The following is a 24,738-nucleotide window of genomic DNA, read 5'->3' on the forward strand; positions in this document are numbered from 1 at the left end:
AGGGCTATGCCGCACGGGTCCTTCTTCCGTCGGCAGCCCGGCGGCGCGTCCCGTGGCGCTGGTCTCGCAACACCTGCTTGAGCACACCGGCTACCACATTCGCCAGCTGAACGGCCAGATAAGGCGGGACGGCGTTCCCGACCTGCTCGTACTGCTGGGTGCGTGTGCCCTCGAAGAAGTAGTTATCTGGAAACGTCTGGAGGCGTGCCGCCTCACGGACCGTCAGGCTGCGGCATTGCGCCGGATCGTAGTGGATATAGTAATGCCCATCCTTCCGGATGTGCGACATGATCGTTGTAGCCGGTCTTGTCTCCACTTGGACACGGAACCGGTCATGAAAGTCCCTGGAACCGGTAGGTTCGCCACTGGCCGTCCGTACGTTCTCATGATGAGGCAGAAGCGACGGCGGAAAGTGGCGGATCTTCGGAGACACTCCCGTGACCTGGCTGCAGGCAGCCGCGAAAAGATAGCGTCCGAAATCCGAATCCATGTGATGTCGGGTTTCGTGCTGAATGACGCCCTTGAGACGGTCATCACGGAGCCATCGCTGCAGCTCGCTTTTCGGCGGGCGGGAAGAGACTTTGCGAGGAAGGAAAGAGCCGCCCCGATCCAGCTTTGGACAAAGACTGTTCCGTATGGTCCTGACGAGCTTCCGCACTGCTGGGAGCTCGATCTCTGCAATGGTCTCCTTGGGCAAGGAGTCCCTGACAGCTTGGATCCACTGTTCGGCCGTATCGAATCGCTCATGACGCTGACGGCTCTTGCCGCGTCCACTCCGGCCGCTCCTAAGTGCCGGCAGATCGCCGATAACCTGACCGACGCTGACACGTTCACTCCGCACCGAGAGCGGCTCCGGCAGCAGGTCAAGGTCATTGCGGATGCCGAGAAGAATGACGCGATGACGTTCCTGAGGCACGCCATGCCGTTCGGCATGAATGAGATAGTCTTCCCGGGAGCACTCACCTGTTGGCCCATCAGGCCGTGTCGTGAATGAGTATAGCTGATATCCTTCCCTTCGGCCATCAGCGATGGCCTCCCAGCCTGCCGGAAGATGGTCGTGCTGGAGTGCTTCCCAGGGATTACGCATGTCCCTGAGGATGCTGTCGAAGATGAAAGCAGAACCCTCGCTGCCATCGGCTTCACAGACGGGAACCTTGGATGTCAGAATGCCCTTGACGTTCTCCATCACGAACACCGAGGGCTGGTGGAGAGCCACGATCTCCAGATATTCCCTGTAGAGAGTATGCTTCTCATCCCGGAAGAATTGTTCACTCCGCTCGCGGCGGCGGCGTTCCAGCTCCTGCGCAGGCAGTTCCATGCGACGGTCACGGCCGTTGCCAAGACGGCGTGACCTGCCGACGACAGAATAGGCCTGACATGGCGGCCCGCCCAGCAGGACCCAATGAGGGGCATCACCGATACGATGCTTGATCCGGCGATGCAGCTCGAAGAACCTCTCGTCACCCTCATTGCCCAGCGCTGTCTGCCAAACTTCCGCCTGCGCCTGATGCCACTCGGGAAAAGCTTGCAGTCTTTCCCACCAGCGGCGCCGGTCGTCTGGGTCGATGCTGCGGATATAGTTGTAGTACTCCTCCGGAACTGGTCTCCCGTAGAAGTGACGGAAGAATGCCCGCAGTCGAAGCGTCCGCACCGCAGCCTCATCCTTCTCGATAGACAGGCGGACATCGTAGTGCAGTGGATCGCCGTAGAATGCGGAATGCCGGCTGAAGCCTTCGCTCAGACCTCCTGGGCCGGCGAAAAGGTCGATAACAGGGACTATGGTCGGGACGAAGCTCATGATGAGGAATCTATAAATGCTAATGGATGGGCACACCAGGCCTGCTGCATGATCCACGACGAAATTTATCTTCGAGATCTTTCTAGCAGCCAGAAGCATGCCCTTGATCTTCCGGAGACGCTCCACGCAATTCCTATGTAGGCCAGCATGACGCCTTCTTGAGGCAATGCCTGCACCACCGACACACTCACTCGGGCCCTGCCGCTGAGTGCACGTATTTGGGGGATGGAGCAACGAGGCAACCTATTTCCGACCTATGGCATGTCCCAAGGGAATGAGTTTTCAGTACGGCGGCACAAAATGGAGCCGAAGCTTGTGCTGATCGCCCTTCCTTCCTAGAGCACCTCGTCGAAGATGCAGAAACTCCTGCAAGCAATTTGAGATTCAGCACAGGATTGCAACATTGTCTTACGATATATCGCTGCTCAAGCCTTAGGCTTTCACCTGCTCGCCGTGTATCACGCGTGCCAATCGTTTGTAGATGCAGTGGAGGCAACGAGCTTATTCTCTTGCACTCCATAGGTTGCTTGCTACGCTCCCAGAAAGACAGCGGGGGCATTCGGAAAGACGTGGCTAAGTCAGGGGACATTCGCGAACGCATCGAAGCACGCATCAGCCAAGGCGAATTCCTGGCTAGCATGTTATTTGTTGCAGGGAAGCAGTCGGAGGAGGTTCAGGATAGTTTTGTCGCAAATCTATCCAAGATTGCCACCTCTGTCCGGGAACTCCTGGAGAACAACAACCTTCTTGAAAAGCTCCCGTATCGACCGGCCAGCTACTGGCCCAGCGTCAAAGGAAAAACATTCGCATTTATCGATGGTGGCGTGGCAAACATCGATCTTCCATCTGCAGCACCGATCGGAATACGGGTTGGCTCGTACATCGTGCGTCCTGGAGATGAGAGTGAGCGACGGGAGCGTTTCAACATCGAGCTCCAGCTCGTTGATGACCTCTACAGTGCCTCTGGATTCCTCTACGATGACGATTTCTTAGACATCGCCAAGCTTAGAGACGCTGCTCGCATGGTCAGCGAGGTGGCGGCTGCATACCGCTTAGCAGCGTTGTCTGGGGATGAACAACTAGATGCTGTCGTACTCCATGGCCCACTTATCAATCCTGTCGCACCGTATGGCCTAGAAGATTTTCCCGCGTTTAGCGTTAGCGCATGCCGCAAGCTGCTTAATGACGAGACTTGGAACGGCGAGGAACGCGAGCGACAGTTTGTATCTATTTACCTAGAGGTGCTTGAACGACTTCGTTCTACGGGTACACCTGTAGTTGGTGCTGTTGAGCGCTCCATCGGCCGCGACCCGGTGTTTACCCGGCGCATTTTAGATCGGCTCCAGAAGAGCAAGGTGCTGAAGGAGAAGGATGCCAAGAAGCTCGAGGACGCGATCATTGCATATGGCCTAAACGATGCCTCCCTACTCGACGTGGTGCTGGCTGAAGACGAATATGTCACTCCTATACCCGTAATGAGGCAAGGACCGGAGAACAAATGGCCCGAGGAGTGGAAACGTAAAATCCGCGAGTATCCTGATGCCCTGACTACGTACATTAAGCCCTCAGCTCTCGTGATGCCATTCCGGGTTGAGGCCTTCGAAGGCATCTCCGATTTTGCTTCTGTTCTTGAATTGATACTTCACACGAGCCGTCTTCTTCCTTCCTATGGCTTTCCGGTCGGTTTAGATATTGTCGACAAATTCGCCAAGGTGCCTTCGTGGATGAGCCGCAGTGTAAAGGGCCAACATCAGGTGGTTCTACTTAAGAAGGCCTTAGAAAGCGGTGACCCGCGCACTGTGGCCTTTGCAAAACGAGTACTAGCTGCGAGAGGACGGGACTGGCTTTTCCGTCCGTCCGTTTAAAGAATAATTTCGGGGGCGAAAAATGGATGTACGGGCACCTAAGTTAAAGTCTGCGGCGAAGAAGAAATCAGAGAAGACCACTGGAAGGCCTGCAGAGGATCAATCCCATGAATGGCCTCGAATTGGCACCGTTGTCGGAGAGACCTCTACCGGAAGATACACATTCATTCTAAAAAACCTTCAAGGGAAGCTCGGTGACATCGTAGCAACGCGCGTAGAAGTTCCCATTGCGACTGGTGGCAAGAAAGAGGTCGCGACGGTTTGGGGACGGATCACATCGATTGATCGTTTTAATCCATTTTTCCCAGCGGAGGCAGCTCAGGAGCTCGCAAACGAGAACATCAAACTCCTTGATACGGTTCTGTCAGGCAGCCGTGATCATCTCGAGGCCGAAGTGCTGATCCTGGGAACTACGTTTGGCGACGATCCAGGTGCCGCCCAGTTATCACCGCTAACCTATCCGGTTAAGCCGTCAGCCGAGGTTCTCTATCCTCCGGCCGATGATGTCCGACGTCTGCTTACTGGCGAAGATGACAAAAAGACGCCACCACCACCGAAACTCTCTATTGGCAGCCTGATCGCGCGTAGCGATGTGCCAGTGTCTCTTTCAGCGCGTGATATTGTGTCTCGCCACTTGGCGATTCTCGCAATGACAGGCGGCGGCAAGACGGTTGCTGCTAGGCGGATCATTAGGGAACTCATCGAACTCGCCTATCCATTAGTGATTTTTGATCCTCATGGGGATTATCTGGGCTTCTTCGAGAAGCGGGCGTTGTTCCCGAAATCACGAGTGCGCGTGCTGTTCCCAAGCATTCGCGTACGCCAAGACAATCTCGGCGTTATTAGCGATCTCATCGACAAGATGGGCAAGAAGCTTACCGACGCACAGCAGCAATTCTACTACTATCTTCTTAGCAACACCTCCGCGACCGATGGGCAGAAGGCTGTCGAGTACATTCAGCGGCTCATCGATCATGCCGACAACATTGCTGCCAAGAAGCGTAAGAAGGACGACCACATAGCCGACGAGCTCGCAGATACACGCAGTGGCACCATGAACGCAGTGAAGCGTTCGCTGGAGTTCGTGCGTGACAACCTAAGACAGATGGAGTCGAATAACGCTCGTCTGCGAAGCCAAAGCCGGTTTAAGGAATACACTTTTGAGGAGATGCCAGATCCCTCTGACGCGCCGGATGAAATTGTGGCTCCCGGGACAGTGTCGATCTTCTATTTGGCTGGCTACGACCACCTAAACCAGTCTGCAATCGTCAGCATTGTGCTCGAGGCCCTATTCGCTCACAGATCAACACTCTCGGGCGTTATCCCGCCGTTTCAAGCTGTCATTGAAGAGGCCCATAACTTCATTCCGAGCAGGCAAGAGGGAACTGATGAAACGCCTTCACTGCCAACAATTCGTAAGGTGATTACTGAAGGCCGTAAATTCGGTACTGGCTTGGTTCTCATCTCGCAACGGCCTTCGCGCCTAGACGAGACTACGCTGGCTCAATGCAACAGCTTCCTCGTGCTCAGATTAGTGAACCCACGAGATAAAAGCTTTGTCCGATCGGTGATGGAAAACCTCTCTGAATCCGACGCCAATATCCTGCAGGCGTTTGGCCGGGGCCAAGGTATTGTCTCGGGACAAGCTGTACGCTTTCCACTGCTGGTCCAAGTCAAATTCGACGCCGACCTCGTGAGTGAGGCAATCGGCGACGAGGATTTCATTACTGAAGCACGCGCATGGAAGCCTGATCCGCAGCGCAAAGCAAATGCCGAGATATTCAAACGCAATATGAACAAGGATACGCAAAAAGCCCGATCAGATGAGAACGAGCGCACGACTAACGATCGGCGCAATGCGAGGAAGCGCCCTAGCCGTCGCGGCGGCATCAAACCAGACTTCTGATAGAACTATTCTATAAGTCTAAGTTAGGTACATTATCGAACGATCGAAAGCCAGACACTGATGGTTCGCCTAGTACTCGTAGATGGGCGGCATTCGGCTAGCAGTAGGTCAGTGTCTGGACGACTTTATCGCAAAATTGATCTGCTCGTTCAGGGTCTCTCAGCTGTGGCGCGTTGGCAACCTATGCTGAGGGAGAGGCCATCCTCGAGGCATTGGCTGTCGGTGAGACGGAGCACGCGCTACGACGTTCACGACGCTTTCTGAATGGATCAAAGCAATCGCGATCTTCGTCACGAGTAACGTCGAGAGCCCAAGCAAAGTTTGTGCGCCAAGAGACAGGGCCGTCTGATTTGTCAGGCACCCTGTACCCTTGTACGACGTACTAAGCTAGGCAGCTTCGGCTGTGTCAATTCCTGCTTCTCGAGCAGCCTTAATAACTCTTACCCCTCGCAGAGCCTGCTTTATGGATGGCTCTCGTCGCCAGCCACCGATAGCGTATCCGCTTAGGGTGTGAGCTACCTGACGATCGTAAACCTCAACGGCATCGGTGCTAGCGGCCCAAGCCACTATCTTTGCCCAAGCCGCACCGTCCAATGACATGCAAAGGGTGATAAGCTCATTCTCATCAGTCCCAGCGTTGGCCGATATCGCCTCGTGATCGTCGGTGGCAGTACTGAACTCGGGCGGCAATGGAGATGGAAGCGGCAGGTCTAGCGCTTGGATTGCCTCCCAGCAGCCATCTTTCTTACACCACTCGGTGACGTTACGCTTGCCGGCGCTACTTACAATCGTTGCATGTATCTTGGGCGTCCACGTAGCAATGAGATTCGTCAGCTCGGGCGAGATTTCCTGCATGTCCCAAAGATAGTCAAAATCAATAGCATTCCCATAATTCGCAGCCAATTTTGCGACCAAATAGGTGACGACGTTGGCACCATAAGACTGAAGCTTTGCTCTTCGGACAACGACCTGCGTGGCCTTGAACAACAGAGCTTTGGCAATGGTGTCTCTAAAGAACTGCTTATCCGGGGCCCAATCATCCCCCATACGTTCACGCAAACCGAACATAAATGTCGCGTAATTCTTTTGAGCCCCTTTACTAACCGTGTGCGGCTCACCCATCCAAGTCATGAGATACTTCGCGAGATCCGTTTTCCCAAAATGTTGGCTCTTGGGATATGTGCGGTCGAATTCACGCCGCTTCGCGGGTGTACTGCCAAATCGATTGCGAGCCACTTGGTACGAGCCGCGGGCCCGCTCATAAAACCATCGTGTTTCTTCACCTGGACACCAAACGGCCTCCGACAGGCTTTCAAACTGCTGATGGAAGCGGTCGCTCGCCGAGAGATCCGCGACTTGGATCGGGTTCTGAGTATTTGCGAACCGCGCAATAAGCGGCACAAACTCGTCGAGCTTTTCTGGCGGTACCAGTGTAAGTTTCATTGAGACGGCGACGTCGTCGACGGACAGTTTATCAATACGGTGAGCCCTGTGGATTGATGCAGTGGTCTGAGCACCATTTACAATCTGTAGCCCCTTTATTCGCTTGATGACGGTCTCTCCGTGCCAAGTCCCGACCTCGATTTCATCGGCAGTTGCAGTTAACCCATTATTATAGGCTAAGAAGCGCCCAGGCTGCTCCCGGACCGTTTTCTGGATCCCTTTGTTGACCGCTCCTTTTGCTTGCAAGAACGACCTGACATTGAATTCGAACAACCGCGGACCATACTGATCATACAGTTTGAATACCAGATTACCTGGTAGGATCAGCAAGTACGTCTCGTATTCGCTCGGGCGAGGCTTCATCTCTAGGCAAGAGATCGGCCGGCCCATAATCTTTGGAAAGTCTATCTCGATGCGATCACGGGTGACATCCTGTCCAGCTACACGATAAAGCCGTTCAAGATCCCAAACTTCGGTCGCTACATTCCGTCCTAGAATGGCAATGTCATCTACAACGCGATCGCGCACGAAGGCATCGGTAAGGACATGCACTATCACGTCTTCAATTCGACCAAGCTCGCCTGAAATCAGGGAGGCTGCCTCCGCTGCTGCCGGATTAAGCGAGAACCTAGAGGTGTCCCCTTTAGCGGCATATTCGAAGAAGCGCGCTGCCCAACCAGATAAGCGCGCCACCTCTTTCCTAGGTAGGGTCTGCAAGCCTGCTGCTGTAGTGCTTAATGCGGTGAACAGCTCGAGCCGAGTCGAGTCTTCGGGAAGGGAATATCCAATTAATCTGCAAGGGCGGTGACCAGCTGTATCCTCGTGAGGACAAAGGTCATGACCTACGACTGAGCCGGCCTCCTCCAGGTAGCCTAGAATTGCCTCCGCCAATGACGTGTCCTCTGACAGAGGAGCATCAGGAGATAACTCAGTTAGCTTTTCCTTAGCTTCGGCCCGGAGCGTGTCGCCAAATTCTGAAATTAGTTGTTCTTCAAGCACTTACGTTTCGACCCCGTACCTTTAATCATGCCAAGAGGGCCTAGAGCGCCTGTGCTGCGTTCGAATTAGGACACACCTTAGCCAAGTTTTCGGGAGGAAGGATAGCACGAGGTAAGGCTCCAAGATCAAGTTCCCAAAACTGCTGTATTTTGAACCGTGATCGTTAGGCAGCTCGAACCGATGTTGAATCTATATCACACTTGGATCATCCACTTTGAGCGGACAAATTCCCGGGGCAGAATAAATTGTGTATCATCAACCCTAATCTTAATCTTGGTTTAGCTTAGGATGTAGAAAATCCAGACTTTCCTGTAGACAGGCATAGAAAAATCCAACAAATCTCTTGATTTTTACATTGCATCTAAGACGGTTGTAGGGCTTCGCCAGCGAAAACATCGCTTAGACTGTGCGAGCCATCTTACCATTTGATGACTTCATCTGCACTTTGCCTCGTACTTGCTTCTCAAACCAGCTCGCCAAGCGCTTGGGCCAGCGGTCACTAAGTTCCTCCGGCGTCAGGTCGAAGGCGCTCAGCCCTAGCTCCTTAAGGGCGAGCTCCTCTTCGACCCACCGGTTGACCCAGCGTTCAGGCAACTTGGGATTGTTCACGTCAATTGGGCCGTCATACGCTGCTTTCAGCAGATTGTTGACCCGGACCTGCCTCGGCTCGCGGCGCGGCTTGCTGGGGTTCTTCCTTGGGGCGCGCTCGGCTGTGAGCATGCGGAACTGCACGCACTCGCCTATGAAGCGCGCATAGGCGCTCGTGTTCGTCGTCCGAAGCCTTTCAACCACCTGTGACCCGTGCTGCGCAAAATCAGCAGCGACGATCTCGAGGAGGTGCTCGGCTAGCCGCTCGCGCGTGGTCGCCTCCCCGACCGCCGGAACGGGCTTGTCGGGGCTAGCCTGTGATCGGAGAAGTGGCTTGAAGGCGACAAGGTCGCTCAGTAGCCGGGTATAGGCGACTGGATCGCGATCCCGCAGGGTTGGAATGACCTGTGGGCCGTGGGCCGCCAGATCGTCGGCTACAATCTCGATCACCGTCCGCCCGGCCCGGTTGCGGGCGTTGAGCAGGCGACTAGTCGGATCTACTGTCGTGACTTCTGACGGCTTTTGGTCCTCAGAACGCCTCTTGGGTCGACCGAAGCCAAAATCGGCGTCAGTGATGCTTGGAAACGGATTGCCGAAGCTCTCGAACAGACTGCCCTTCATCTCTTGTCACTCTTCTCAGGTCGACAGGGGCGAAACGATGGGGCAGCCGTTCTGATCCCTTGCTGCGACTGGAGAAGCCAGCTACCTACCGGGGTCGGTACGACGACTAGAGAGGAGTGAGCTCACTCTATTCCAGTCCAGCAAGCTTCCATAGAACTTATTTTTGCAGATCTTTAGCCCAGTCGTCGCCCCAAACCTCCGCCATTTCCTCTTCGGTCAGACCAATTTGTTCTTTATCAAAACTCTTCAGGGTCACGCGGCCATCAATCGTTATTTCGGGGCTGAGATCCCATCCTCTGAGAACCTCTTCATCTAGCTCCGAAATGTCGGCGAATGCTCCAACATCAACTTTCGCGCCAAATCCAATATGGTCAGCTATCACTTTTGGTAAACCTTCGAAACCTTCGTAGATGCTGCCAAATAGATCTTCATTCCTTGGGTGCTCTGTAGCGACTTCAATAGTAATCGGCAAAAAGTATTTGGCTGTATGGGCCACGAACCTAACTCCCTAGCTCCGTCAACAAGGATTGTGCTGTGACGGCATGTAGTATGCGCATACGCGAGTATGCGACTAGTTCCTTCGCACAGAGTCTGCCTCTTTAATGCGTAGCTCTTTTGGGATGGTGTTGGAAAAATCGGCCACGAGCGTTAAACAAGTGCCTTTCCGGCAACGGGACCTCGCTTTATCGGTCATCGCAGAAATCCATTCTCGCGGCCACTGAGCCCGGTTGAGATTCGGATTAACACTTCCCCCGTTAAAGCCGCTGATGCCCCTCCATGAGTCTCGTAGCCCACCTGACTAACGATTGCCGCGAGCTCCCTCCCAGCTGAGCCGGACCTGATCGAGAGGCATAGCGTCTGGGCGCTTCTCCCGCGCGTGCGCGCGCAGAGCGCGCGAGAAAGGGTTCTGATTTTCTATTTTCCGCGGCTTTTCTTGGGGCAATCCACTTGCAGCAGAATCACCTTTGTCGGCGTTGTCGACATCTCCCCCGCCGACAATGTCGACAGGATGCAAATTCTTATCGTTGCAACGGGTTAGCTCGATCGCGACAGATACATTGGGCTCACTGTGATGAGCCGGCACGCTGTTTCGGAGGCACCGGAAACCGTTGCTGGGCAAGTCTTCTGGGTATTTGTCGACGTTGTCGCCTCGCGTAGGCGTAAGACTAGATTTTGAAGCACTCTATTTCTCTCTTTTCTGACAGTGTCCGCATGTGCCTTAATGCGCGAGACGACAACGTCGACGGTTAACCATGGCTTGCCCCGATAATCCGTGACCGGATTTCGGCTTGGAGACGCACCTCCGCCTCGTGCTCTGCCGCGAACCGCTCCTTCAAGTTAGGAGTGATGTGCCAGGCTGTGTTGTAGGGGCCGCGCTCGACCGGCGTGAGCCAGCCGCCCGCCTCGAACGAGAAGAGCTGCTTGAGAGCATCCTCGCGTGTCATCCCCTTCAGTGCCCGTGTGGCACGCATTAGATCCCGCAGCTGGATTATTGGCCCCTTGTGCTTGATAATAGCGGTAGCAATCTGCCGAGCACGGCTGTGTGCTTGGCCCCCAGTTTGGAGATCGTAGAACGCGGCCCCATGCGGGATTAGGAACTCTCGCACGATCCTCTCTGCAGCGGCTAATGCTTGGTCCGAGACATCATCAGTCACGCCACAACGTCCCTCGGCGATGTCTACAAGGTGCAAGATGAGAGCAATTGCCCCTAGCGTACGGGGCAGCTTGGCCAAAAAACTTCCGAAAGCCGGCGACGGATCGGTAATCCGTCCCGCTTTTGTCATATCGTCCGTAAAACGCGCAAAATGGGTCCGGCCCTCGTCGCTGAGGAGAAACGTCCCGGGGCGCACCAAGTCGAGCCTGTCAATAAGGGCTGTGAGAGCGCGCTCCACCCCGATATCCCGCTCGTCGTCTCGGTACGGTTGCGCGTCGCCCATCATCACTGGCAGGAAGCGCTGGAGAAGCCCGTCCGTGTCGAGCCTGCCCATCTCTGCGAGGCGCTCGGGTTGGATTGAGCCAATGACCGCAACGGAGAGGTTGCGGACCCGACGATCTCCCGCTGTGAGCCGATGCTGGGTATACGGCCCCCCGTCGAAGGCCCTGACCCAAATCGAGCGATCCTGCGCCGCGCCGCGGCCGCCGCCGCCGTACTTATCCATTGCACCGATCCAGCCCGCCAGCTCGTCGCGGATCAGGATCGCGCCGGAGTCCTGGTGCGAGAGGAGATCGCACAGTCGCTCGCTCGTAGCATCCGTCAGGATGCGGTGACGAGGCGGGGGGACCTTCTCAGGCTTGCGCTCCTCTGCCTTCGCCCGCTCCTCCTCTTCGGCAACAGCGACCTGGTAAGCCCCAATGTCCCGCTCGTCCAGCCGGTCGATGGCGCGGTGGGCATCGCGCATGATGGCCGTCTTGCGCGCGCTCGGTGGTGCGACGATGAGGGTCCACAGCACAGGCGAGATGAGCAGATCGTCGTGGTACCGCTTGGGCTTTAAGACCACGCGGTGGTCAACGACACCCGCGAGCATAGTAAGTACCGCCATAGCATATGCGTTGATGTCTGCGCCTGAGGCGACTGCCCGTTCCTCCGCAAAAGCTCTGAGCGTTAGCGGCAGTGCGTCGAGTGGGAAGGACGGGACTGCCGGGCGTGCAAACGCATTCCAGGCGTCGGTGGTTGACGGCAGCATGGGCTCAGCATCATTAACCCGGTCTGGCTTATCGGTGGCGGTGAGCCGGGGTGCCTTGCCCTTCATCACGGTCAGCTGTGGGATGCGCTCCACCCGGCGGGCAGCAACGTCCTCCATTAGGTACGGGCTTTCCTTGCCGGCCGCCATGGCGCTGTTGATTGTCCTCTGCACGCTGGCGATCCCCTTGTCTCTCACGATGCCATTCTTCCGACATGCCTCTACTGCCGCTGCTTCGATTTCGCTCTCGCTCAGAAGACCGTGCGGCACGACTTGGGCGCAGTTGAACACGGCGCGATTCAGTCGGATGTTGCGTCCGCCCTTCTGGGTTTCTGCTAGCTCATGCATTTCGTTCTGGAGCCGCGCTTGGGCCCAGCGACGGTCGAGAGAGCCGCCGTGACCGTCGAGAGGGGGCTTTATAAGGCTCGATACATCAACGACATCATCTACCTCGTGACCCTTGGCGGCCAGGATCTCCCCAAGAAGCCAGTCCGGTGCACGCTCGAACCGAAACAAGTCGAGCGGCTCGGCGAGCTCGTACTTGCGGCCGTCCCGGCGCACACTGGGTGGCATGATGATATAGCCGCCTTCGCCCCTGACGTGGATGCCAGGTGGCAAGCGACCCGACGAAGTGCCGATCTTTACCTCCTCCGGCAATGCGAACAGGAGGTGTCGCCCTCCGCCAGGCGTGAGGTGAGTATGGGTGGGTGGCAGGCTGCCGTACCGCTTCTCCAACTCCCGGAGCGCAGCCTCGCCATCCGGTTCGCCAGGACTCTCCGGTCGATCGGGATCAAGCGCGAATGCGCCGATAGTGCGCCCGGTTGGCATGCCGATCATGGCGTGCGGCCAACGCTTCCACCAGCGCCGGATCTGTGCCTCGTCGCAGGTTGCATCCTTGAACCCATGAGCCGTATAGGGGCGTTTGGTGGCCGGATCACATGGGAACACCGGCAACCCACGCCGCGAGTAGTCCAAGACGGCTTCCAGGATGTTCACGGGAGGTCCCCGTCATCGAAATCGCTGAAGTCCAAGGGGTACCGGTCAGCGAGCTGGCGCAGGATGCGATCGGACCAGCGCCGCCACACATCACGATCGGTAAAGCGCAGGCCTGCCCGTGGCATGACCCAAAGCGCGTTGGACTTGGTGTGCCGGTGTACAACGCAGGCGTCGAACAGAAGAGACAGACCCGGAACTTCCAGGTCCACCCAGCCGAAGCGCGTGCCCTGCACGTCTTTCTGGAAGCGTAGGACGGCAATGGGGAGCTGGTCCCACCAATTGCGAGGTAAACTGTTCATGGGCTTCTCCGAACCGAGAAGCCACGTCGACGGCAGGCCGGAATGGTGCTAAGGTGCTGATGTTTCCGACATTGCACCCTTTATGCGCCACGGGCCTCACCGGGTCCGTGGCATTTCCTATTTCGTGTGCGCGAGACGTGCGAGCCGACGCTCTTGGATGGCCTTCCGCTCCAGCTCATCGACGAGGGCGTTGATGTCGCTCACGCGCCAGACGGCTTTGCCGGCGATCTTGAGGGGCTTGGGGAACTCACCCCGCTTAACGCCGATGTACCAGCGGCTTTCGCTGATTGGGATCGGCCCACCATTCTTGCCCAAGATTTGCTTGATCGTGACGAAGCCGGTGGCGGGCCATAGCGCTCGCTCGACCAGCCTCGTCCTCGTACCATTTTCCTCAACTGCCAACATCAGCGTACTCCGCTATCACTGGCGAAGCAGCATGGTGGGGCGTTGACGTCGGAAAAAACGTCGGAAAATACCGGATTTCTCGACGTGCTGATCAGTCTCTATAGAACAGTCTCAAGACGTCCTTGATCGTGTTCTCCGCCGGAACCTCTGCGCTGGGATACTTGCGCGCGAACCACGTACGCAGCTCTCGCGCCTCGTCGGTGATCCTCTCGCTTATTTTGCCTTCTGCCAGCCGGCGCTTGAACTCGGGCATGATAAGGCTCTTCGCCACGGAAGGCCGCCCCTTCTTGCCCGTCCGCACATGCGGATTGGCGAGCAAGTCGACCTCACGGTTGAGCCACTTCTTGAAGGCCTCCTCCTCGACGAAAACGGGGCTGCCGCCGACGTTGGGGCCACGATTGTCAACAGGGTCGACGAAGGTATCCAAGCCCGGGATGGCGAAGTTAGGCTCTCGCCAAGCCTCCCGGTCAGGGATCTCGCCCCATTCGTTGCCACTTGGATGATACGCGTAGACGCGCAGCTCGCCTGTGCTCAGAGCGTCGCGGATGCGGCGCTCCACGCGCCCCATCGCCGCCTCCTCGCTCACGACCATGTCCGAGTCGAGACTATGCAGGGTGAATCGGCCTTGCTCGATTCGGAGGCGGCGCGTCGCGGCGCTCATCGCCGCTTCCTGCTCCTTCGGGAGTGGATAACGCCTCTCGACGATCCCCCTCTCGACCGCCTCGCTTTCGAGCATGGCACTGGGCAGATCGAGCCGGGTCACCTTCGGTGCACTCTCCAAGTCGTGCGTAAATCGCTCGGGCCTTTCGAGCTTCGCGTACGCGGCCTCGAAGGCGTCCCTGAGCCCGATGTATCCCAGCGGGATCGGCAGGTCGGTTCGCTTCCTCATGCCGTGATCCTCTCCAGGCGCACGATCTTTTCGGGTGTGGGTGCGAGAAAGGCTGCCCAAGCGCCCATCAACTCCCGCCGCCTCTCCAGCAGGTCGCCACGCCGATAGGCTGCCTCCACCTTGTTTGCGACGGTGTGCGCAAGAGCCATCTCACAGACCTCGTGCGAGAAACCGGTGCGCTCCGATGCCCAATCCCGGAAAGTCGATCGAAAGCCGTGGACGGTAATATCATTTCGCTTCATGCGTCGCAGAACCATCTCCATAGACATGACCGAGAGCGGCCGGCCAGCCCTCCTGCCCGGAAACACAAACGGATTATCCTCCGTGCGCACCGGCTCCAGCTTGTCAAGAATTGCGAGCACGGCCTCCGGGAGCGGCACGCGGTGCTCGCGGCCGGCCTTCATGCGCTCGCGTGGAACAGTCCAGATCCTCCTCTCGCGATCGATCTCCTCCCACCGAGCGCCCAGCACCTCACCGGACCTCGCGGCGGTCAGGATGCAGAATTCCAGCGCCCAGGCTGCGACAGCATCGCGCTGCCGCAGCTTGGTCATGAAGTCCTGCATGGAATCGATCGGCAGGGCTGCATGATGGCCACGCGTGAGGCGCTGGCGTTTGGGTAGCAGGTGGTCGAGATGACCGCGCCACCGGGCCGGATTCTCGCCCGAGCGCAGGCCCTTGGCCTTCGCAGCGTCGAGAACCTTCTCGATCCGACCGCGCAGGCGCGAGGCCGTCTCCGACTTCGTGTCCCAGAGCGGCTTCAGCACATTCAGGACCGCGTCCGTGTCGACCTCATTGATGAGCAGCTCCCGGAGCGGTGCCGCGTACCGCGTCAGGGTCATCTGCCACTGCGCCCGGTGCTTATCGTTGCGCCAGCTGGGCGAATGCGCGGCGATCACCTCGTCAGCCATCTCGCCGAACGTCGGTACGGCCTGCGCCACCTCTCGCGCCTGCAGCGGGTCACGGCCGGCAGCGAGTTGACTGCGGGCCTCGGCCGCAAGCTCACGGGCACGGGCAAGCGGCACGTCCCGAGCAGAGCCGAGACCCATCTCGCGCAGTCGGCCATTCCAACGAAAAAGGAATACCCACCGCCGCGCGAGGCTCTTGTCGACTACAAGATACAGGTTACCGCCGTCCGCGTGACGCCCTGCCTCTTTGATGGTTTCAACCTTCCGCGCTGAGAGCCTGTTGATCTGCCTCGCCATCCACACCACCCTAACTTTCACCCCAACAATGAGCGTGGATTCTAGTGCAGCTCTATGCAGAGCGGTAGAGGGCTCGCAGCCTTACCTACTGATAAATAGACGTTTTTCTGGAGATCTATGGAGTCTTATAGAGAGCAGTATGGCGGACCCCCTCTCCGCCATAACTTCCCAAACCCCTTGATTCCGCGATAGAATTCTCGCCGTGCAACGGCTTCGTGGCGCCCCATGCTACACAAGGGTGCTCCACATGGTGCTCGGCATGGCCCGTCCCCAGAGGCATCGCAGGACCGGGGTCTACCTCTTCCGCCGGCGAGTGCCGCAGCGGCTCCAGGCCGTCGTCGGCAAGACCGAGGAGGTGCGCAGCCTTGGCACCAAAGATCCCACTGTCGCCCGCGCGTTTCGCCGCCATCGCGGCCGAGGTCGACGAGCGCTGGAAGAACCTAGCGCGCGGCCCGGCCGCCCTCACCCACGAGCAGGTCCTGGCGCTGGCCGGCGAGCTCTACAGAGACGAGGTCGCGGCCCACCAGGCCGACCCGGGTGACATGCGGGTCGGGGCGGCGGGCGGCCAGCCGGACGGGCACCGGCTCGCGACCGCCTGGTCGCTGCCGGAGACCCTGGCCCGCGACTACCACGGCGCGCGCGTCGACGCCCTGCTCGCGCGGCGCGGGCTGCTGGTGAGCGAGGGCGACCGCAAGCGCCTCGTCCTCGCCACGGTCGACGCGATGAAGGACGCCCACGCCCAGCTGCGGCGCAACGCCGAGGGCGACTACCGGCCCGACCCGCAGGCCACGCGCTTCCCGCCGCCGCGGCGGCTCGGCCCGCCCCTCACCGTCGCGGCGCTGTGGGCCGACTACAAGGAGCAGAAGCAGCCCAGCCTGGGCACCATCAAGCGCTGGGAGCCGATCCTGACCAAGATGGCGGCCTTCGTCGGGGTCGCGGACGTGCGCGACCTCACCGAGGACGACCTGATCCGCTGGCGCGACCATCTCCTGCAGGCCGGGGGGCTCGGCCCCAAGACGGTCCGGGACGTCTACATCGCCGCCGTGAGCGCGGTGTTCCGCTGGGGCAAGGGTCAGCGCAAGCTGAAGGCGAACCCGGCTGCCGATATCGAGGTCACGGTGCTGGCCAAGCCGCAGCTGCGCGACAAGGGCTTCACGGAAGTGGAGGCGCGGACGATCCTGTCAGCCTCGCTGGCGCCGCCGGGCCACCTGATTACGCCCGAGCACGCGGCCGCGCGGCGCTGGGTGCCGTGGCTGTGCCCCTACACCGGCGCGCGGGTCAACGAGATCACCCAGCTACGCGGCCGGGACGTCATCGAGGGCGCGATGGTCCGGATCAAGGATGGGCATGCGGTCGAGGAGCCGTTCCACTTCTTCAGGATCACGCCGAAAGGGTCCCTGCCGCCTGAGCGGGTCAGCGGCAGGGTGGATTGATGTCGGCTCAGGCGACCTTCGGCAGCACGGCCTCGATCTTCTCGCGCTTCGGCTCCAGGAAGCGGGGCAGCTTCAGGGCCCGGCCGAGGGATTCGGCCGGCTCGTCGGCCGCAAAGCCCGGCGCGTCGGTGGCGATCTCGAACAGCAGGCCGCCCGGCTCGCGGAAGTAGACGGCGCGGAAGTAGTCGCGGTCCTTCTGCTCCGTCGTGCGGATGCCGTGGTTCTCTGCGAGCTTCTTGACCATCCCGGCCTGCACCGCGTCGCTGGCGGCCCGGAAGGCGATGTGGTGGACAGTGCCGGCGCCTGGACGTCCCGGCGGGAAACCACCCGCCTCGCGCAGGTCGACGATGCCGCCCAGCGCCGTGTCCCCGGCCTTGTACCGAACCAGCGAACCCTCGCGGGCCACTTCGGTGAAGCCGAACACATCCGTCAGGATGGCTCCGGTCGGAGCCGCCTTGTCCAGCAGCAGGCTGGCGCCGTGGAAGCCGCGGATCGCATGCTCGACCGGAATCTCGCCGATGCTCCAGGCGGGCTCGGCCTCGATGCCGGGCACGGCTACCAGAGCCAGCCGCATGCCATCGGGATCCTTGAACGCCAGGACCGTCTCGCCGAAGCGCTTCTGCGGCGCCTCATGCGGCACGCCCTTGTCGACGAGGCGGTGCGTCCAGTAGCCGATGGCGCCTTCCGGCACCCGGAAGACGGTCTCCTGCGTCTCGCCGATCCCGAGCCGGCCCGGGGCGGCATGCTCCCACGGGAAGATGGTCAGGATCGTGCCCGGCTGGCCGGCCTCGTCACCGTAGTAGAAGTGGTAGGTGCCGGGATCGTCGAAGTTGACGGTCTTCTTGACCAAGTGGAGGCCGAGCGTGCGGGTGTAGAAGTCGAGGTTGCGCTGGGCCGGGCCCGCGATGGCGGTGATGTGGTGGATGCCGTTCTGACGCATTGTCATGTCCTCCAAGGGGCGACCACCGCCCCGTTTGCTGCATCAGAGATACGCCGGTCCGGCCCGAATGCCATGCGCGTTCGATTGCGTCCGTGCAATTTCAACGCTGCAGCGAAGCCTGTTGAATTGCATCAACGAAATGATCAACCTTGTCGCCATCGGACCAGACCCAGTCCCGGAGACAGACCCGTGATCGACAACCGCCTTACTCCCTATGGCGCCTTCACCATCCGTGCCGCTCTCGGCATCATGTTCATCGCCCATGCCTATCTGAAGATCGCCGTTTTCACGGTGCCGGGCTTCGCCGGCTTCCTCGGCCAAGTCGGCTTCCCGCCCTTCCTCGCCTGGCCCATCATCCTGGCTGAACTGATCGGCGGCATCGCCATGCTGGCCGGCTTCTACGCCCGGGTCGTCTCGGTGGCGCTGCTGCCGGTCCTGCTCGGCGCCCTGCTAATCCATGTCCCGAACGGCTGGGTGTTCAACGCCCCGAACGGCGGTTGGGAGCACCCGGCCTTCCTGGCAGCCGCGGCCGTCGCCCACGTCCTGATCGGTGACGGCGCCTGCGCCATCAAGCCCTTGACCCTGCCGGCCAACTCCACTCCCACGCTCCGGCCCCGAATCGGGTAACAAGCCTGGCCATGGAAGCTGCCGGTGCGGATCCGCGCCGGCAGCCGCACGTCTTTCGGGAGATCGTCATGGGCGAACTGTTCAAGAACCTGGCCTGGGACGATTTCCGCCTGATCAAGGCCATCGCTGATGTCCGCAGCCTTCCCGCCGCCGCGGCCCTCCTTGGCATCAATCACTCGACAGTGTTCCGCCGCCTCGGTCAGATCGAGGAGGCGCTCGGGGCCAAGCTCTTCGAGCGCCACCGCAGCGGCTACACCCTCACCACGCCCGGCGAGGAGATGGTGGCCTTGGCCCAGCGGATGGACGACGACATCACGGCCTTCACGCGCAAGATGGCAGGACGGGAGATCACGCCCGCGGGCGAGGTGCGCGTGACCACCAACGACTCGCTCCTGATCCACCTGCTGACCCCCCTGTTCGTGAAGTTCCGCAAGACCTACCCCGACCTGCGCCTCGACGTGGTCCTGGCCAACCAGGAGCTGAACCTGTCGAAGCGGGATGCCGACGTGGCGATCCGCGCCACCGACAGTCCGCCCGAGAACCTCGTCGGCCGGCGGGCCGCCACCATCGCCTGGGCGCTCTATGGCCGCGCGGACGATTTCCCCGATCCCCAAACCCTGGATCCGGAGAGCCTCTATGACCGCGACTGGGTGTCCCTCGGCGACAATCTCGCGATGCTAAAGGCCGTGAGGTTCGTGCGCGAGCATGTGCCGCCGGAGCGGATCGGCTACAAGGTCAACACGGTGCTCGGATTGGCCGAGGCCGTCGAGCAAGGGCTCGGCATTGGCCACCTTCCGTGCTTCATCGGAGATGCCCGGCCGGGGCTCGTCCGGATTGGTCCGCTCAATCCCGACTTTTCGGCAGGTCTTTGGCTCCTCACCCACTCCGACCTGCGTCAGTCCCCGCGCGTGCGTGTGCTCCTCGACTTCCTGGCGGCGGAGATCGCGCCGCAACGTCATCTCATCGAAGGCTTGTGAACGGACAAGCCGACCGTGGGAGATTGAATTGACCCGGAAGATATGCGCAGACTCGGTTCCAGATGGCGGCAAGAGGATTCACGCTCCAGTCGTTCAGTCTTCGCTTCTGCCGGATCCCGCGCAGCAAGAGCATCAATAGATCAAGGCAGGGGGCGAACCAGTGAGCTTGCCGTTGCATGAGAAAGGTCACTCTGAGCTGCAGGATCAGGGGCCCGTTTCGGAAATTATTCTTAGAAACACTTCCGAGATCGCTTTCGGTCCGTTCCGGCTCGTCCCAGCCCAGCGTTTGCTGCTGCAGAATGGCGAACCGGTTGCGCTGGGCGGCCGTGCCTATGACATTCTCCTCGTCCTGACGAGCAAGGCAGGCGAGATCGTCAGCAAGGATGAGATCTCAAGTATCGTCTGGCCGGGGTTGTTCGTCGACGAGAGCAATCTCCGGGTGCAGGTTTCTTCCTTGCGCCGGGCCCTTGGCGAGAGTTCCTCCGGCAATCCCTACATCGTCACCATCCCGGGCCGGGGCTACTCGCTTTCGGTCGATGTGACAGCGACGGCGGCACCGGCCAAACAGCCCGCTCCCAAGCCGGGTCCGGCGCCGACCGCAACGAGCGTCCCCCTTTTCCTGAAGCAGCTCGTGGGCCGGGAGGAACTCGTCGCCTTGGTCGACTCGAAACTGTCGCAAAGGCTGGTGACGCTGGTCGGCCCCGGCGGCGTGGGCAAAACCTCATTGGCTCTCGCCGTCGCCCAGAACGCCCACAGGTTTGCGGATGGGGTCCGGCTCGTCGAGCTCGCCACATTGGAGGATCCGCGGCTCGTTCCCACGGCGCTCGCCTCGGCCCTCGGCCACCCGGTGCGGTCAGAAAACCCGCTTCCCGGCTTGCTGGCCACCTTGCGCGACAAGCAGATGCTCTTGTTGCTCGACAACTGCGAGCATCTCATTGAGGCTGCCGCCAGCCTCTCCGAACAGATCATGGTCGAGGCTCCGGCCATCAGCGTCATTGCGACGAGCCGCGAGCCTCTGCGCGCCGAGGGGGAGAACGTCGTCCATGTGACCCCCCTCGCGTTCCCTGCGGAAGGCGGTAGCTTCTCCCGCGAGGCGGCCTTAGCGTTCCCGGCCTTGCAGCTGTTCCTCCTGCGGGCGAAGGCCAGCGATGATGGTTTCGCGCTCTTGGAAACGGAGGTCCCGCTACTGGTCGAGATCTGCCGTCGTTTGGATGGCATTCCTTTGGCGATTGAGCTGGCGGCGGCGCGGGTGCACGCCTTCGGGATCGCGGGCCTGGCATCCTTGATGGATGACCGTTTCCGCGTCCTGACGAGCGGGCGCAGGACCACGCTGCAGCGTCATCAGACGCTTCGCGCCGCCATCGACTGGAGCTACGAGCTCCTCTCGCCCATGGAACGCACCGTGCTCAGGCGGCTCTCGGTCTTCCAGGGAGCGGTCTCGCTGGCGGCAGCGACCGCCGTGGCGGGCGCAGACTTCCTTCCAGCGGAATTTGCCGACATCGTGGCCGACCTTGTGCTGAAATCGCTCGTGGTCGCGGAGGGGGCGCCGGCGATCCGTTATCGGCTGCTGGACTCCGTGCGGGCCTACGCGCGGGAGAAGCTCTCAGAAAGTGGCGAGGACCTCGAATTCGCTCGCCGCCAAGCCGAATATTTCGCGGCGGCTCTCTCTCGTCCCGCGGGCGGCCCCGGGGCTGCGCCGGAACCGTCCCTCACGCGGAGCGACTCGGAGATCAGCAATGTGCGCGCTGCCTTGGACTGGTGCTTCTCCGCGCAGGGTGACCGCAATCTCGGGGCCACGCTCACGGCCGCTGCCGTTCCGCTTTGGCTGAGCCTGTCGCTGCTGGAGGAGTGTCGCTCGTGCGTGGAGCGCGCCCTGACTGCGCTTGGACCGGCCGCCGCCCAGGGTGGGCGTCGTGAGATGCAGCTCTATGCCGCCTTGGCGGGCGCCACGATCAACATCAGGGGAGCCAGCCCGGAAACGGAAGCCGCCTGGTCGGCCGCCCTCGCCATCGCCAGGCGCTTGGGCGATGTTGATTACCAGTTGCGGACGCTGTGGGGCCTGTGGCTCCACCACTATACGAGTGGTCCCCACAGCGAAGGCCTCTCCACCGCGCATCGGTTCCAGGAGATCGCCAAGAGCGCGGGCCGCGACGATGACGTCCTGATTGGCTTCCGGATGGCCGGCGCGGCGCATTGGGCTCTTGGCGAATTAGCCGACGCCCATCTCGTGGTCGAGCAGATGCTGGCCCGGTATGTCGCGCCGGCCGACCGGTCGCATCTTGCCCGCTACCACTTCGACCAGCGCGCCGCAGCAACGGCTGTTCTTGCGCACACACTCTGGCTGCAAGGTTTCCCGGACAGAGCCATGCGCATCGCGTTGGACATCGTTGATGAGACGAGTGCGCTCCAGCACGACTCATCGGAGTTCGCCGCTGTCGCTCTTTGCGGCTGCCGGCTGGCGCTCTTGACCGGGCATCGGTCCGCGGCCGAGTGCCTCGTGAACCGCCTCCAGGAGCTCACGAAACGTCAGGTCAATTACGGCACCTGGGTACGGGCCTACAGCGCGCAAATGCTGATCGACCGGGGAGAGGCGGAAGCGGGGTCGCAACTCTTGAAAACCGCTCTGGCGGAGCTGCCGCCGACGGCATTCCATGTGCAGCATTCGCCCTTTCAAGCAGCCCTGGCGGAAGGGCTCGCGGCGGCGGGCCGGGTCGCGGAAGCGAGGGCGGTGATTGGGGAGGCGTTGACCGGAAGCGAAGCCAAGGAAGAACATTGGTGCAAAGCCGAACTCCTGCGTGTCAAAGGCGAGATCCTGCTTCGCGACCCGACAGAGCAATCGGAGGCGGCGGAGCAGGTCTTTGCGAGCTCACTGGCCTTGGCGCGCGCGCAGGGAGCGCTCTCCTGGGAACTGCGGACCGCAACCAGTTTGGCAAGGCTGTACAGGGCGTTGGGGCGTCCTAAGGACGCTCTCGACCTGCTCGCCCCGGTCCTTGCCAAATTCGAGGAGGGTTCCCGGACGGCCGATGTCGCCGCAGCCGCGGCTTTCGCAAAGGCCCTCGCGGCCCGAAGAAGCACCCGATCCTCCCTGTCCTGACCGGATCCTGCCCGGATCGCTCCGACAGGAGCTTCCTTAGCGATCCCAAGCCTCGCCCGACGCGGCTCAGGGCCACCGGAAGCGACCCCGCTCGCGCGGACGGCGCGCATTTGCGCCGTTTCACGGAAATTCACAGCGATTAACTCCCTGTCCGGACCGGATCCGGGCACTGTGGCTGCGGACATCGGTGGCCTCACGGAACGGCGATGATCCACGCCGACCTTCCGGTACGCACTTCACGCCGGGAGCAGCAGGTCAGCAGCTCCTTGGAACAGGAGAATGCGAACCACCTGGTCGAGCCATCGTCCGCATGGCCCGGGCTGATCAACCTATCACGTGAGGACCCGGTCCGATGACGATGCTCACCACCAGGGATGGAACGCAGATCTACTTCAAGGCCTGGGGGAGCGGCCCTCCGGTTGTTTTCAGTCATGGCTGGCCTTTGAACGCCGACAGCTGGGAAGCGCAGATGCTGCACCTGGCCGCGAACGGCTACCGCTGCATCGCGCATGATCGCCGCGGGCATGGTCGTTCCAGCCAGCCTTGGCATGGCAACGACATGGACACATACGCGGACGACCTTGGCGAGTTGATGGAATGGCTTGATCTGCAGGACGCTGTGTTGTTCGGCTTCTCCACCGGTGGCGGCGAAGTCGCGCGTTATGTCGGACGCCATGGCACGAAACGCGTCGCGAAAATCGGCCTGATCGCGGCGGTTCCACCGCTCATGGTGCGGACCGAAGCCAATCCCGACGGAACGCCCATCGAGGTGTTCGACGCGATCCGCGCCGCCTCGTTGAACAACCGCGCCGACTTGTACCGGGACCTCGCCGCGGGACCGTTCTTCGGTTTCAACCGGCCCGGCGCCAAGCCTTCCCAAGGCCTCATCGAATCTTTCAGAACCCAGGGCATGATGGCTGGCCACAAGAGTGCTTATGACTGCATCGAAGCCTTCTCGGAGACCGACTTCACACAAGACCTGAAGACCTTCGACAGACCGACGCTGATCCTGCACGGGGATGACGACCAGATCGTCCCAATCGATGCAGCGGGACGCGCGTCCGCGAGGCTCGTGAGGGACGTCACGTTCAAGGTCTATCCGGGGGGGCCGCACGGCATCACCGAAACCCACAAGAATCAACTCAACGAGGACCTCCTGGCCTTCGTGAGAGCCTGAGCTTGCCTGACCGGTCATCGGTGCGCTGGTCGGTGCCCCACACGGAAGACAGCATCGAATGAAACCCAAACGCGAGGACAACCCATGCCAAAAGCCACCCCCACCCCCGGCTCGACGCTCGTCAGCCCCACCGATCACGCCCTGATCCTGATCGACTTCCAGTCGCAGATGTCGTTTGCGACCAAGTCCATCGATGCGGTGAACCTACGCAACAATGCGGCCCTGATCTCCGAGGCGGCCGCCGGCTTCAAGGTGCCGACGATCCTCACCACGGTTGCGGAGAAGAGCTTCTCTGGCCCGATGTTCTCCGAGATCACCGATGCCTTCCCGGGCCAGAAGCTCTTGGACCGCACCTCCATGAACACCTGGGAGGATGCCGCCGTCATTGAGGAGGTGAACCGGATCGGCAAGAACCGCCTGGTCTTCGCCGGCCTCTGGACCTCCGTCTGCATCGTCGGCCCGACGCTCTCGGCCCTCGATCAGGGCTTCGAGGTCTACATCATCACCGATGCCTGCGGCGACGTCTCGACCGAAGCCCACGAGCGTGCGGTGGAGCGCATGGTCCAGGCCGGCGTCCGGCCGATGACCTCGCTGCAATACCTGCTGGAGCTGCAGCGCGATTGGGCCCGCACCGAGACCTACGACATGACCACGGGCATCGCGAAGAAGTTCGGCGGTTCCTACGGCCTCGGCATCATCTACGCCAAGACCATGTTCGGCGCCAGCGAAGGCGCTCACGGATCCGCCCCGGCCGTCGCGGCCGAATAAGTCATCGAAGGCAGGTGTCCCGCCCCCTGC

The 24,738-nt window shown here is 60.5% G+C and carries 18 protein-coding genes and 1 pseudogene; 9 read left to right on the forward strand and 10 right to left on the reverse strand.

What is annotated here, in order from left to right; all coding sequences use genetic code 11:
• Positions 1-4: 4 nt before the first annotated feature.
• Complete coding sequence (locus KHP60_RS04650; protein ID WP_213562407.1) at positions 5-1,897, reverse strand: DNA cytosine methyltransferase; 1,893 nt, start codon at positions 1,895-1,897, stop codon at positions 5-7.
• Between the two features lie 470 nt (positions 1,898-2,367).
• Between KHP60_RS04650 and KHP60_RS04655 the strand changes: the two genes are divergently transcribed.
• The gene (locus KHP60_RS04655) at positions 2,368-3,663 is read left to right on the forward strand and encodes a DNA double-strand break repair nuclease NurA (RefSeq protein WP_213562408.1); all 1,296 of its coding nucleotides are present in this window, start codon (positions 2,368-2,370) and stop codon (positions 3,661-3,663) included.
• Positions 3,664-3,685: 22 nt separating this feature from the next.
• Positions 3,686-5,569 carry an ATP-binding protein gene (locus tag KHP60_RS04660; protein ID WP_213562409.1) on the forward strand — a complete coding sequence of 628 codons (1,884 nt, stop codon included), beginning with the start codon at positions 3,686-3,688 and terminating at the stop codon, positions 5,567-5,569.
• Positions 5,570-5,956: 387 nt separating this feature from the next.
• On the opposite strand, the gene KHP60_RS04665 is transcribed toward KHP60_RS04660, so the two are convergent.
• The 8 genes from KHP60_RS04665 to KHP60_RS04700 form a co-directional block, all read right to left on the reverse strand.
• On the reverse strand, positions 5,957-8,011 hold the full coding sequence (locus KHP60_RS04665) for an AIPR family protein (RefSeq protein WP_213562410.1): 2,055 nt from the start codon (positions 8,009-8,011) through the stop codon (positions 5,957-5,959).
• A gap of 399 nt (positions 8,012-8,410) precedes the next feature.
• Positions 8,411-9,220, reverse strand: a complete 810-nt coding sequence (locus tag KHP60_RS04670) for a hypothetical protein (protein ID WP_213562411.1) — start codon at positions 9,218-9,220, stop codon at positions 8,411-8,413.
• Positions 9,221-9,377: 157 nt separating this feature from the next.
• Entirely contained in the window at positions 9,378-9,716 is a 339-nt protein-coding gene (locus KHP60_RS04675) for a hypothetical protein (protein ID WP_213562412.1), read from the reverse strand.
• Positions 9,717-10,467: 751 nt separating this feature from the next.
• A complete protein-coding gene (locus KHP60_RS04680) occupies positions 10,468-12,897 on the reverse strand; it encodes a DUF3987 domain-containing protein (protein WP_213562413.1) in 2,430 nt (809 codons plus the stop codon).
• Positions 12,894-13,196, reverse strand: coding sequence for a hypothetical protein (locus KHP60_RS04685; protein WP_213562414.1), 303 nt, complete (start codon positions 13,194-13,196; stop codon positions 12,894-12,896). Before KHP60_RS04685 ends, KHP60_RS04680 begins: the two co-directional genes overlap by 4 nt.
• Positions 13,197-13,313: 117 nt before the next feature.
• A complete protein-coding gene (locus KHP60_RS04690) occupies positions 13,314-13,601 on the reverse strand; it encodes an AlpA family transcriptional regulator (protein WP_213562415.1) in 288 nt (95 codons plus the stop codon).
• A gap of 91 nt (positions 13,602-13,692) precedes the next feature.
• The gene (locus KHP60_RS04695; protein WP_213562416.1) at positions 13,693-14,490 is read right to left on the reverse strand and encodes a hypothetical protein; all 798 of its coding nucleotides are present in this window, start codon (positions 14,488-14,490) and stop codon (positions 13,693-13,695) included.
• A complete protein-coding gene (locus tag KHP60_RS04700) occupies positions 14,487-15,692 on the reverse strand; it encodes a site-specific integrase (protein WP_213562417.1) in 1,206 nt (401 codons plus the stop codon). The genes KHP60_RS04695 and KHP60_RS04700 overlap by 4 nt, the downstream gene beginning before the upstream one ends.
• 259 nt (positions 15,693-15,951) lie before the next feature.
• On the opposite strand from KHP60_RS04700, the pseudogene KHP60_RS25805 reads away from it, so the two are divergent.
• A pseudogene (locus tag KHP60_RS25805) lies at positions 15,952-16,038 on the forward strand (hypothetical protein); the annotation flags it as partial.
• A 19-nt stretch (positions 16,039-16,057) separates the two neighbouring features.
• Positions 16,058-17,125 carry a hypothetical protein gene (locus KHP60_RS04705; protein ID WP_213562418.1) on the forward strand — a complete coding sequence of 356 codons (1,068 nt, stop codon included), beginning with the start codon at positions 16,058-16,060 and terminating at the stop codon, positions 17,123-17,125.
• 7 nt (positions 17,126-17,132) lie between these two features.
• Here the strand turns inward: KHP60_RS04705 and KHP60_RS04710 are convergent, their stop codons facing one another.
• Positions 17,133-18,065, reverse strand: a complete 933-nt coding sequence (locus KHP60_RS04710) for a ring-cleaving dioxygenase (RefSeq protein WP_213562602.1) — start codon at positions 18,063-18,065, stop codon at positions 17,133-17,135.
• 189 nt (positions 18,066-18,254) lie between these two features.
• Here KHP60_RS04710 and KHP60_RS04715 point away from each other — a divergent pair, with 189 nt between their 5' ends.
• From KHP60_RS04715 to KHP60_RS04735, 5 genes are all read left to right on the forward strand, one after another.
• Positions 18,255-18,692, forward strand: coding sequence for a DoxX family protein (locus tag KHP60_RS04715; protein ID WP_213562419.1), 438 nt, complete (start codon positions 18,255-18,257; stop codon positions 18,690-18,692).
• Between the two features lie 68 nt (positions 18,693-18,760).
• Complete coding sequence (locus tag KHP60_RS04720; protein ID WP_213562603.1) at positions 18,761-19,669, forward strand: LysR family transcriptional regulator; 909 nt, start codon at positions 18,761-18,763, stop codon at positions 19,667-19,669.
• A 286-nt stretch (positions 19,670-19,955) separates the two neighbouring features.
• Entirely contained in the window at positions 19,956-22,763 is a 2,808-nt protein-coding gene (locus tag KHP60_RS04725; RefSeq protein ID WP_213562420.1) for a winged helix-turn-helix domain-containing protein, read from the forward strand.
• Positions 22,764-23,115: 352 nt separating this feature from the next.
• Positions 23,116-23,940, forward strand: coding sequence for an alpha/beta fold hydrolase (locus KHP60_RS04730; RefSeq protein WP_213562421.1), 825 nt, complete (start codon positions 23,116-23,118; stop codon positions 23,938-23,940).
• An 84-nt stretch (positions 23,941-24,024) separates the two neighbouring features.
• Positions 24,025-24,708, forward strand: coding sequence for a hydrolase (locus KHP60_RS04735; RefSeq protein WP_213562422.1), 684 nt, complete (start codon positions 24,025-24,027; stop codon positions 24,706-24,708).
• Positions 24,709-24,738 lie beyond the last annotated feature (30 nt).

Source organism: Microvirga sp. 3-52, from assembly GCF_018383585.1.
Taxonomy (GTDB): domain Bacteria; phylum Pseudomonadota; class Alphaproteobacteria; order Rhizobiales; family Beijerinckiaceae; genus Microvirga.